We start from the raw sequence: 11,078 nt of genomic DNA on the forward strand, positions 1-11,078 counted from the left end.
ACCTTCTACGCACTGTGGGGAAATAGCATGAGCAAGTGGATTGAAAGCATCGGCACTTCGTTGTTCCTGACTTTACCGCTGACCATGGTCGGCAGCGTTCAGGCCGCGGAAAAACTCAACGTGGTGAGCTGGAGCGGCTACTTTTCGCCGGAGATTCTCGCCAAGTTCCAGAAGCAGACCGGCATCGAAGTCACCGTCGACTCCTACGATTCCAACGAAACCCTGCTGGCCAAATTGAAACAGGGCGGTGCCGGTTATGACGTGGCGATCCCCTCGCACCAGTTCGTGCCGATCCTGATCAAGGAAAAACTGCTGGAGCGCTTCGACCCGGTCAACCAGCCCTACTACGCCAGCGTCGTCGACAACCTGAAAAAACCCACCTGGGACCCGGAAGGTGCCTATTCCGTGCCGTTCATCTGGGGCACCACCAGCGTGGTGCTCAACACCGAGCGCTACAAGGGCCCCACCGACAGCCTCAAGGTGCTTTACGAGCCACCGGCCGAGCTGCAAGGACGAATCAACATGTTCGACTCGGTCAGCGACGTGGTGGACATGGCCAGCCTGTATCTGAACATTCCACTGTGCAGCGAAGACCCGAAGCAGATGCAGCAGATTCTGACCTTGCTCAAGGCGCAGAAACCCTTCGTCAAAACCTACAGTTCCAAGGCCGGTTCGATCCGCGAAAACCTCGCCTCCGGTGAAATCGACATGTCGACCTTCTGGGGCGGTTCGTCGATGCGCGCCCGGGAGATGAAACCGAGCCTGAACTACCTGTACCCGAAAGAAGGCGTACTGGCCTGGGTCGACAACATGGTCATCCCGACCGGCAGCAAGAACCCGGCAAACGCCAAGGCGTTCATTGCGTTCCTCAGCCAGCCTGAAAACGCGGCGATGACCCAGAACTTCCTCAAGCACCAGAGCCCGATCAAGGGTGTGGAGCCGTTCCTCGACGCGGGCCTCAAGGATGCCCCGGAACTGCACATTCCCGAAGGCACCCAGGTGGTGTTCAGCAAGACCTGTGGCGAAGGCGCGATCCGCCTGGCCGATCGTCTCTGGACCAACCTGATGCGTTGATCACTACCGCCCCGACGCAATGGCGGGGCGTTTTTCCAGCCGTCTTAAAGGCCGCTTGCAATGAACTCTAATAACATCAGCGAACTGGTCCTGTTGCAGGCCCACGAGCTCGCCGAACGCATCCGCCTGCGCCAGGTTTCCTGCCGGGAAGTGATGCAGACTTATCTTGTCCATATCGAACGCTTCAACCCGAAGGTCAATGCACTGGTGAGCCTGCAAGCGCCGCAAGACCTGCTGACCCAGGCCGATATCCGCGACGCCGAATTGGCGAAAGGCCAATACCGTGGCTGGATGCACGGCCTGCCCCACGCCATCAAGGACTTGTCCCTGACCCGTGGCATCCGCACCACGCTGGGTTCGCCGCTGTACAAGGACTTCATCCCCGAGCGCGACGGCATCATGGTCGAGCGGATCAAGGCCGCCGGCGCGATCATCATCGGCAAGAGCAATACCCCGGAGTTCGGCCTCGGCTCGCAAAGCTACAACCCGCTGTTCGGCGCGACCGGTTGCGCCTACGACCCGAGCAAGACCGCTGGCGGCAGCAGCGGCGGCGCGGCGGCGGCGCTGGCCATGCACCTGGTGCCGGTGGCTGATGGCAGCGACATGATGGGCTCGCTGCGCAACCCGGCCGCGTTCAACAATATCTTCGGCTTCCGTCCATCCCAGGGCCGCGTGCCCTTCGATGACAGTGCCGACCTGTTTATCGACCAACTCGGCTACGAAGGCCCCATGGCTCGCAGCGTGCGCGATGCGGCGTTGCTGCTGTCAGTGCAGGCCGGGGCCGATGCACGGGCGCCGCTGTCCATTGCCGAACCCGGCAGCATCTTTGCGGCACCACTGGACCGGGACTTCAAAGGCACGCGCCTGGGCTGGCTCGGCGACTTCAACGGCTACCTGCCGATGGAACAAGGCATCCTCTCGCTGTGCGAAAAGGCCTTTGCCGATTTCGCCAGCCTGGGTTGCCATATCGAGCCCGTACAGCCGGAGTTCGCGCCAGAGAAGCTCTGGAGCAGTTGGCGGACATTGCGTCACTGGATGGTCGCCGGGTCGTTGGGCGCGACCTATGCCGACCCGCAAAAGTGTGCCCTGTTGAAACCGGAAGCCTGCTGGGAAGTCGAAAACGGCCTGAAACTCTCGGCAACTGAGGTGTTTGCCGCGTCGGTGATGCGCAGCGACTGGTATCGGGCGATCTCCAGGTTGTTCGAAAAATACGACTACCTGCTGCTGCCCAGCGCCCAGGTGTTCCCCTTCGATAAAACCCAGCCGTGGCCCACCACCATCGAAGGCGTGACCATGGACACCTATCACCGCTGGATGGAGGTGGTGATTCCCGGCACCTTGTCCGGCTGCCCGGTGGCTAACGTACAGGTCGGTTTCAACGCCAGCGGCCTGCCCATGGGCGTGCAAATCATCGGCAGACACCAGGCCGACTTCGCTGTCCTGCAACTGGCCCACGCGTACGAACAGGCCAGTCGCTGGTTCCAGCGCTGCCCTTCACCCTTGCTCAGAGGATAGATTTTGATAAACGGTTGAAAGCGCAGAGAAATATTTTAGATTTATGCTTGACGCATCCCCGTTACCGGTGAATAATGCGCGCCACTTGGCTACATAGCTCAGTTGGTTAGAGCATAGCATTCATAATGCTGGGGTCCGGGGTTCAAGTCCCTGTGTAGCCACCAAGTACTAAAAACGGCTTACCGCAAGGTAAGCCGTTTTTTTATGCCTTGAAAAAAATACGCTGCGGTCGCAGGAAATCCTCAACCGCATGCGCGCATCGATCAGACGCCAATGGTCGGCAATGCCGACAACGCCCGTTCCCAGATCTGCCACGTGCGCAACCAGACCATCGCCTGCCAGTCGCTGTCGGCCGGATAGAACTGCTCCAGCAGATTCAGCTTGATCTCGCGTCCTGCTGCGTCACTCGGATTGCCGTGCAGATGCAGCCAGTGATCATCGCGCAGATGCCGGTGAACGTCCGGCCCCGGGTAAGTCCCACACTCAATGACAAACGGCATCAGCCGTACCTGCGGCAGCGCATCGATCAATGCCTGCGAGGTATAGCCGGTGGCCGTTGCCGCCACGCCGGTTTCGCTCAGGGTGTCGGCACCGGTCTGCAGGCTGTAGAGCCACGGGCCATAAATCGCCTGCGCATCCGCCAGCGCCGGATAAGCGGACTCGGTGATGGTCAACAACATCGGATGACCGTATTCGCCAGCGCCCGTGTGCAAGTCGAAACACATGGCGACCTCGGCATGGGCTACGTGCATTTGCACGATCTTGTGCAACGTGCGGTTCGACCAGCTCGGCGCCAGCCCGCCGAAAAACAGACCGTCGGGGTGAGCATGCTGACCGCCCTCGACAATCGACATCACCGCCGGCCAGCCGTGCAGGCGAATCTGTCCGTCGAGCAAGGCATCGGCACGATCACGCTCCGGACCTTGCAACTGTGGGCAGGCATAGATTTCATGCAGGGCGTCATAGGCCTGGTTGTCCGGCAGCGGTCGCTGGAAATCCAGGTGATTGCGGTTCAGGTCGATGTTGTCTTCGTTGACCCGGCGCAACCACGCCATGCCCCAAGGGTTGATGGCATGGATCATGACCACGGCGACATCCGTTGGCAGGGAACGCTTGCCCAATTCCTGCAACCATTTGATCTGGCAGCCCGAGCCGTAGAAGCCTTCGACTCCGTGGGTGCCGCTCAGCGCGATCAACAGGCGCTTGGCGCCCGGATCACCCAATACCGCCACATCCGTGCTAAGGGACTCACCAAACGGCCCCTTGAGCGGGTGTGGATACTCCGTCAGCGTTGCGCCTGCCGTGGTCGCGGCGGCCAGGAACTGTTCACGCTGGGTGCGATAGCTGGACTGGGTGGGGAACTCGGTTTGCATGTCTGCCTCTTGTTGATTTTCCGGCCTGCCTGTTGGCAACGACCCTACAGAAAATCCCGCTATTGATGAAGGACAAAAACTTCAGCGCCATGGGACCCGGTTTGCGTCCCTCCCGGTCGGTCGATAAAGTCCACTGATCGTAGATCCAACGGACGGAGTACCCCACGTGTTCTCAACCTTTCCATTGCGCCGCTATCGCCTGCCAACCCTGGTTCTACTCGCCAGTACCCTGACCCTGGCTGCGTGCCACAACGCTTCGGTGCCGACATTACCGCTCGCTCCGGAAAGCGCTTCCGGGTTCCGTACCGACCTGCGCACCCAACACGCCGACAAATACATGGCAGCGGCGGCCAACCCGCTGGCGGCCGAAGCCGGGCGGGAGATGCTGCGCCGGGGCGGCTCGGCCATCGACGCGGCGATTGCGATGCAAGCCGTGTTGACGCTAGTCGAGCCACAGTCTTCGGGCATCGGCGGTGGCGCATTGATCGTCCTCTGGGATGGCAAGACCGTGCGCACCTACGACGGACGTGAAACCGCCCCGGCCGGCGCCACCGAAAAGCTTTTCCTGCAAGCCAACGGACAACCGATGGAGTTCACCCAGGCGCAGATTGGCGGTCGTTCGGTGGGCACACCCGGCGTGCTGCGCGCCCTGGAACTGGCCCATCAAGAACACGGACGCCTGCCCTGGGCGCAGCTGTTTGAACCAGCCATCCAGCTCGCCGAACAAGGCTTCGCCATTTCGCCACGGCTGCACCAGTTGATCACCGCGGATTCGTCCATGCCTCGCTCCCCGGAAATGATGGCTTACTTCCGCAACGCCGATGGCAGCCCAAAAGCCATCGGCACAAACTTGAAGAACCCGGCACTGGCCGCCGTGTTCAAACGCATCGCCCATGAAGGCCCGGATGCCCTGTACAAAGGCCCGATCGCCGAGGAAATCGCGGCCAAGGTGCAGGGGCACGCCAACCCCGGTAGCCTGTCCCTGACCGACCTCGCCAACTACCAGGCCAAGGAGCGCGCGCCGCTGTGCACCGACTACAAGCGCTGGCAGGTCTGCGGCATGCCGCCACCGTCGTCGGGCGGGATCGCCGTGGCGCAGATCCTCGGCACGCTGCAAGCTTTGGAGACCCGCGATAAACGCCTGGCGCTGGCACCGCTGCAACCGGTCAAGACCACGGCCCCGGCCGGCATCGAACCCGCCCCGCAAGCCGTGCACCTGATCTCGGAAGCCGAACGCCTGGCCTACGCCGACCGCGCACAATACGTAGCCGATACTGACTTCGTACCCGTGCCGGTCAAGGGCCTGGTGGACCCGGCCTACCTCGCCAGCCGCGCCGCCCTGATTGGTGAACGCAGCATGGGCACGGCCAAGCCCGGCACCCCGCCGGGCATTCAGGTGGCCTACGCGCCCGACCGTTCGCCGCTGCGGATTTCCACCTCGCAAGTGGTGGCCGTCGATGACGCAGGCGGCGCCGTATCGATGACCACCACCATCGAGTCGGCGTTCGGCTCCCACATCATGGTTCAGGGTTTCATGCTCAACAACGAGATGACCGACTTCTCGTTCATTCCCGAGGAGAACGGGCAGAAAGTCGCCAACCGCGTCGAACCCGGCAAACGCCCTCGCTCATCCATGGCCCCGACCCTGATCTTCGACCGCCAAAGCGGCGAGTTTCTCGCCACCGTCGGTTCCCCCGGCGGCTCGCAAATCATCGAATACGTGGCCAAATCCACCATCGGCCTGCTCGACTGGAACCTCGATGCACAAGCCGCCATCAACCTGCCCAACTTCGGCAGCCGCAATGGCCCGACCGAACTGGAACAGGGGCAGTTCAGCCCGACGCTGATTCAGGCGCTGAAAGACAAAGGGCACAACGTGAGCGAGATCGACATGACCAGCGGGACCCAGGCGATTGTCCGGGTCAAGGACGCCCAAGGCAAAGCGTCGCTGACAGGCGGAGCCGATCCGCGGCGTGAAGGGCAAGCGCTGGGGGATTGAGTCGTACGAGGGGATGAGAAAGGGCTTACCGGTGGGTAGGCCCTTTTTATTGGTAAAGAGTCCAGCTCGCCTCTCTCCCGCTGCTTTTTCCTACCCACAAACATTTGCGTCCTGGTTAGAGTTTCCACGCCACGTACATAAAATTTGTCGGCACTCACAAGCAGTACGACACGGTCGACGCTGATAACGTCGAAATGGAGTAACCCATGAACATTCATCCGATTCACACCGAAGAGGATTACCGCGCAGCTCTCAAGAGCGTCTCTGCACTGTTTGAGAATGAACCAGAAATTGGCACTGCCGAGGGAGATTACTTTGACATCATGATTACGCTGATCGAATCGTATGAGTCGAAGCACTTCCCGGTCGACTTACCCAACCCTATCGATGCGATCAAGTTCAGAATGGAGCAGTCCGGGTTGTCCGCCGCCGATCTTGCACCCGCCATCGGCCGCACAAATCATGTTTATGAAGTACTCAATGGCAAGCGAGCGTTGACGCTTCCAATGATCTGGAAACTGCACGAGCTGTTCGGGATACCCGCCCAGAGCCTGATCAAACCGGTCAAACACGCTTGATCAGGGTCGGCTCATGCAAGCATACCTACCGATAATACGGACGATGCAGAACTCCGCTTATCGACTGATTTTCAACCCCTGCCGAACCTGGTGCTTTTCCAGCGCCAGCTCGATCAGTCGCGTCACCAGCTCGCTGTAGGTCATGCCGGTGGCCTGCCACAGTTTCGGGTACATGCTGATGCGGGTGAAGCCGGGCAGTGAGTTGATTTCGTTGATCAGCACTTCGCCGCTGTCGGTCAGGAACACGTCGACGCGAGCCAGGCCGGAGCAGCCCAGTATCTGGAACGCTTCGACGGCCAGGGCGCGAATGCGCTCGCTGGCCTCGACGCTGATATTGGCCGGCACCACCACTTCAGCAGCCTTGTCGTCGATGTACTTGCTGTCGTAGGAATAGAACCCGCTGCGCACCACGATCTCGCCGCAGCCACTGGCGATGGCGTCCTCATTGCCGAGCACTGCGCATTCAATCTCGCGGCCGCTGACGGCAGATTCGATCAACACCTTGGTATCGAAACTCAAGGCCAGCTCCACCGCTGCACTGTACTCAGCCTCGTCGGTGACCTTACTCACGCCCACGGAAGAGCCCTGATTCGCCGGTTTGACGAACAGCGGCAAACCCAACTTGCCCTGCACCTCGGCAAACCTGGTGCGCGCCGCCGTGGCGCGGGTCAATGTCATGAACGGCGTCACGGCCAGGCCGGCATCGCGCAGCAGGCGCTTGCTGATGTCCTTGTCCATGCAGACGGCCGAGCCCAGCACATCGGAGCCGACAAACGGCAGATCGGCCATGCGCAGCAAGCCTTGCAGGCAACCGTCTTCACCGAGGGTACCGTGGACAATCGGGAAGATCACATCGACGTGGCCGAGCAGTTCCTGGCTGGAAGTTTCCACCAGTTGCTGACTGGCCTTACCCGGCACCACGGCCAGTTCACGGTTGGACTGGTTGAGGGCGATCAGCGCCGGATTTTCCTGATTCAGCAAAAAATTCGAAGGATCGTTGAGGTGCCAGTGGCCTTGTTTGTCGATGCCGATCAGCACCGGTTCGAAGCGTGAACGGTCCAGCGCATCGACGATGTTTTTCGCCGATTGCAGCGACACCTCATGCTCAGCCGAACGGCCCCCGAAAATGATCCCCACGCGCAGCTTGCTCATGACCTGGCCTCACCTGACGAATAGAAAAAAACGACCTGCAGAGAATGCGCCACACAGTGCAGTATTTGCCCTTGGTTTTCTAGCGTACCTGTCGCCTTGCGATCAGCAGACAGGGAGTCGCTGACTGGGTTACCGTGTTGCGCATCGAGCTCAAGACAATCATCACCATGGCCAAGTACCCGCCTCGCAATGACTGGTTCCATCGCGCGCCCGATGTCGGCGGACTACAGCGTTTCGAGGCGTTTTTTGCCGGCCATGGCTACGATCTTCACCGCCACGACACCTATGCCATCGGACACACCCTGGCCGGGGTGCAGAGCTTTCAGTATCGCGGTGGCTGGCGTCACAGCCAGCCAGGCGCAACGATCGTGCTGCACCCGGACGAAGCCCACGATGGCGAGGCCGGCACCGAGTCCGGTTTCCAGTACCGGATGATGTACATCGAACCGGCGCTGATCCAGCAGATGCTCGGCGGCCAACCGCTGCCGTTCATCAAGACCGGACTGTCGAACGACCCCCGCCTGTTTGCTGCCACGGGAGCCTTGCTGCGCAGCCTTGATTGCCCGCTCGATCCACTGGAAGAACAGGATGCGCTGTTCGATCTGGCGCAGGCCTTGAGCACGGTTTCCGGTGTGACAGCCAAACGCTCGGGTTTTGATTACGTGGCCGCGCAGCGCGCGCGTGAATACATCCACAGCGCCCTCGATCGCACCGTGACACTCGATGAGCTGGCGCAACACAGTGGCCGGGATCGCTGGAGCCTGTCCCGGGATTTTCGCCTGCTGTTCGGTACCAGTCCGTATCGCTACCTGACCATGCGACGCCTGGACATGGTCCGCACGCTGCTGACTCAGGGGCAGACACTGGTCAGCGCCGCGCTGATCGCTGGCTTCACCGACCAGAGCCACATGACTCGGCAATTCAGCAAAACCTACGGCTTGCCGCCGGCCCGCTGGCTGAACCTGCAGCGGCGCTGAGCCACGCACAATCGTTCAAGAATCGCGCCGGATTGCTGGCTATCGTGGCCCAGGATCAACCACGAGAGCCCCATGATGAACGCCTACGAAAGCCTGAACTTCGCGGAAAAACTCGCCCGGATCGATTCGCACTGGTCGCCCCGGGTCATCGCCGAAATGAACGACTACCAGTTCAAGGTGGTGAAGCTGCTGGGGGATTTCATCTGGCACGACCACTTCGATACCGACGAAACCTTCATCGTTCTGGAAGGCCAGTTACGCATCGACTTTCGCGATGGCCATGTGCTGGTGAACGCCGGGGAGATGTATGTGGTGCCCAAAGGCGTCGAGCACAAACCCAGCGCCGGGCAGGAGGTAAAACTCCTGCTGATCGAACCCAAGGGCGTGCTCAATACGGGCAGCGAAGGTGGCGAGCGCACGGCCGAGAATGATGTCTGGATTTGAGCGCTGGCCGCCTCACACCTGCAAGGTCTTGCCGTCCACTGGATCACCAATGGTCAAGAAGTGCCCGCCCGCCACGTGGTGCAAGGTGCGCAAGGCGTCTTGCCCTTCGAAGTGCCAGCGGCCTTCGCTGAACACGCGCTCGTCAGCCTGGGCGGCAATCACTTCGGCCAGGAACAGATCGTACTGCTGGTGGTTGTTCGGCTCCGGCAACAGGCGACATTCCAGCCAGGCCACGCAGCCTTCGAGCATCGGCGCATCAACCGACTGACCGGTGAACGTCTGCAGGTCATAGGTTTCAAATTTGTCGCGCCCCTGAGCCTGGGTCAATTCCAGGCCGGAGGTCGAACCGACGGTCTGCACAATGTCGGCCTGGGCAGCACAAGGAACGTTCAGCACAAAAGTGCCCGAAGCTTCCAGCAGCTGGCGAGTCCAGGTGGACTTGTCCAGCACCACGGCAATTTTCGGCGGTTCGAAATCCAGCGGCATGGCCCAGGCTGCCGCCATGATATTGCGCTGACCACCGTGGGCTGCGCTGACCAGCACCGTCGGGCCGTGGTTGAGCAGACGATAGGCCTTGGACAAGGGAACCGGACGGCGGTGGGAGACGCTCATGGAAGTCAGCTCCTGGGGGAAATGAGCCGATTGTAACGGCATCCCAAATGAAAAGATCACAGCCTGCGGTCGCTCCTTCAAAGTGGTCCATCACCCGAGCAGGTACCATTCAACCGCTTGTTCGTGTCGTGTGATCCTGTCGGAAAAGGGCCAAGTGCGCATCTGGTAGCGCTGGACCAGTTGTGTCGGCAAGATCTCGCCCTGTTCGAAATACCGAGCGACGCTCCTGTCTACTGAGTGGTGGCGGGGAAGCCAGCCCACCTTCCAGTATCCACTTACCGGACAGGCTTGGCCGCTATGGCAGTTCGGTGCCGACAAATGAGATTGGCTAAATGCAGGCGATCCCGGTAGCCCCTGTCCAGTGGCCGGATCCAGAAGCTTGGCTTTGGCCAGTTGGTTGATCAGCGCTTCGCTGGGTTTTTCAGGGGGGACATTGGCCAAGCGTTCTTCGAGCCATTTGAGTTTGCCGTCCCAGGATGGCAACGGCGCGGGTGGCAGTGGGACGATTTCGTTGATCTCGGGGACTTTGGGATTGGCGTAGGAGTAGCCCGAGAGGATTTTCCAGATTTTTTCGTAGCGATCGGCGCGTTCGAGGTCTTCCTGTTGACCGAGGTAGTGCAAGCGATTATCTGGCTTAGGGTCACGGAAGCCTTTTTCCAATCGGCCGGCAGCGCCGTCGTTACCAGCTACAACGCCCATCTGGAAGAGCTCGAGCGCTTCTTGGTACTCCCCTTTATTTTTAAGGTTGATACCCAGAGCAACGGCTGCCTTGCCATTGCCCTGTTCAGCCGCACAACGGCGCATTTGCCGAGCAACGTCCGGGGCAATGTTGATCGGCGCCAACTTGTCGGCGACATAGGTTTGAGCTAGCGCATTACCTTCATCGGCGGCTTTGCGGTAGTAACGCAACGCTATTTCGTGATCCTGCTGCAACCCAGCCGCGCCGTGCTGCAGGAAGATACCGACAAAGTAGTATCCCGCTGCCACTCCCGCGTTGATCAGTTGCTCACTCATGCGCAAATGCTCTTCACCACGGAGTTTGAAAGTACCGCGCATGGCACCGTTCTGCAGGTTGATATTGGCTTTGTAATGGCCGTTCTCACTGGCGATGCGGTACAAACGCGCTATCTCTGCATCAACAGTCTTGTCCTGCTTAAGCTGGTTGTTCTTTTGCAGCCAGCGCGCGTAATGGAACAGCACATCGGCCTCGGCGGAGGTCGCCGGAATTGTTTCGTGTTGGCAGGTGAAGGCGAGACTAATGTTGATATCGGTGAGCGGGTTTACAAAGTCCACCGACAAAGGCTCGGCATTGTTAGCGCCACAGCCGGTCAAGGCGATGAGTATCAAACAGCCC

Annotated in this window: 10 protein-coding genes, 1 tRNA gene and 1 pseudogene; 8 read left to right on the forward strand and 4 right to left on the reverse strand. The window is 60.3% G+C overall.

Annotated features, from left to right (window positions below):
- Window positions 1-27 precede the first annotated feature (27 nt).
- The 3 genes from AC3WTM_RS26695 to AC3WTM_RS26705 all read left to right on the forward strand — a co-directional run bounded on the left by AC3WTM_RS26695 (window position 28) and on the right by AC3WTM_RS26705 (window position 2,753).
- Complete coding sequence (locus AC3WTM_RS26695; protein WP_102671728.1) at window positions 28-1,074, forward strand: ABC transporter substrate-binding protein; 1,047 nt, start codon at window positions 28-30, stop codon at window positions 1,072-1,074.
- A gap of 60 nt (window positions 1,075-1,134) precedes the next feature.
- Entirely contained in the window at window positions 1,135-2,589 is a 1,455-nt protein-coding gene (locus tag AC3WTM_RS26700; protein WP_102671729.1) for an amidase, read from the forward strand.
- 87 nt (window positions 2,590-2,676) lie between these two features.
- Window positions 2,677-2,753, forward strand: a tRNA-Met gene (locus tag AC3WTM_RS26705).
- Between the two features lie 99 nt (window positions 2,754-2,852).
- Here AC3WTM_RS26705 and AC3WTM_RS26710 read toward each other — a convergent pair.
- Window positions 2,853-3,962, reverse strand: a complete 1,110-nt coding sequence (locus tag AC3WTM_RS26710; RefSeq protein WP_102671730.1) for a DUF2817 domain-containing protein — start codon at window positions 3,960-3,962, stop codon at window positions 2,853-2,855.
- Window positions 3,963-4,128: 166 nt separating this feature from the next.
- Between AC3WTM_RS26710 and ggt the strand changes: the two genes are divergently transcribed.
- The 3 genes and pseudogenes from ggt to AC3WTM_RS26725 all read left to right on the forward strand — a co-directional run bounded on the left by ggt (window position 4,129) and on the right by AC3WTM_RS26725 (window position 6,539).
- A complete protein-coding gene (gene ggt / locus AC3WTM_RS26715) occupies window positions 4,129-5,961 on the forward strand; it encodes a gamma-glutamyltransferase (protein ID WP_102671731.1) in 1,833 nt (610 codons plus the stop codon).
- A gap of 122 nt (window positions 5,962-6,083) precedes the next feature.
- Window positions 6,084-6,164 (forward strand): annotated as a pseudogene (locus AC3WTM_RS26720) (type II toxin-antitoxin system HigB family toxin); the annotation flags it as partial.
- A 3-nt stretch (window positions 6,165-6,167) separates the two neighbouring features.
- Window positions 6,168-6,539, forward strand: coding sequence for a helix-turn-helix domain-containing protein (locus tag AC3WTM_RS26725; RefSeq protein ID WP_102671732.1), 372 nt, complete (start codon window positions 6,168-6,170; stop codon window positions 6,537-6,539).
- 57 nt (window positions 6,540-6,596) lie between these two features.
- On the opposite strand, the gene ddlA is transcribed toward AC3WTM_RS26725, so the two are convergent.
- The gene (gene ddlA, locus AC3WTM_RS26730) at window positions 6,597-7,691 is read right to left on the reverse strand and encodes a D-alanine--D-alanine ligase (RefSeq protein WP_102671733.1); all 1,095 of its coding nucleotides are present in this window, start codon (window positions 7,689-7,691) and stop codon (window positions 6,597-6,599) included.
- Between the two features lie 167 nt (window positions 7,692-7,858).
- Between ddlA and AC3WTM_RS26735 the strand changes: the two genes are divergently transcribed.
- A complete protein-coding gene (locus AC3WTM_RS26735; RefSeq protein ID WP_102671751.1) occupies window positions 7,859-8,668 on the forward strand; it encodes an AraC family transcriptional regulator in 810 nt (269 codons plus the stop codon).
- 75 nt (window positions 8,669-8,743) lie between these two features.
- On the forward strand, window positions 8,744-9,112 hold the full coding sequence (locus AC3WTM_RS26740; protein WP_102671752.1) for a cupin domain-containing protein: 369 nt from the start codon (window positions 8,744-8,746) through the stop codon (window positions 9,110-9,112).
- Between the two features lie 12 nt (window positions 9,113-9,124).
- On the opposite strand, the gene AC3WTM_RS26745 is transcribed toward AC3WTM_RS26740, so the two are convergent.
- Both AC3WTM_RS26745 and AC3WTM_RS26750 read right to left on the reverse strand, forming a co-directional pair.
- Entirely contained in the window at window positions 9,125-9,724 is a 600-nt protein-coding gene (locus tag AC3WTM_RS26745) for a flavin reductase family protein (RefSeq protein ID WP_102671734.1), read from the reverse strand.
- Between the two features lie 90 nt (window positions 9,725-9,814).
- Entirely contained in the window at window positions 9,815-11,071 is a 1,257-nt protein-coding gene (locus AC3WTM_RS26750; protein ID WP_371918589.1) for an SEL1-like repeat protein, read from the reverse strand.
- Window positions 11,072-11,078: the final 7 nt, after the last annotated feature.

The organism is Pseudomonas sp. EU05-FHT14B02 (assembly GCF_058791055.1).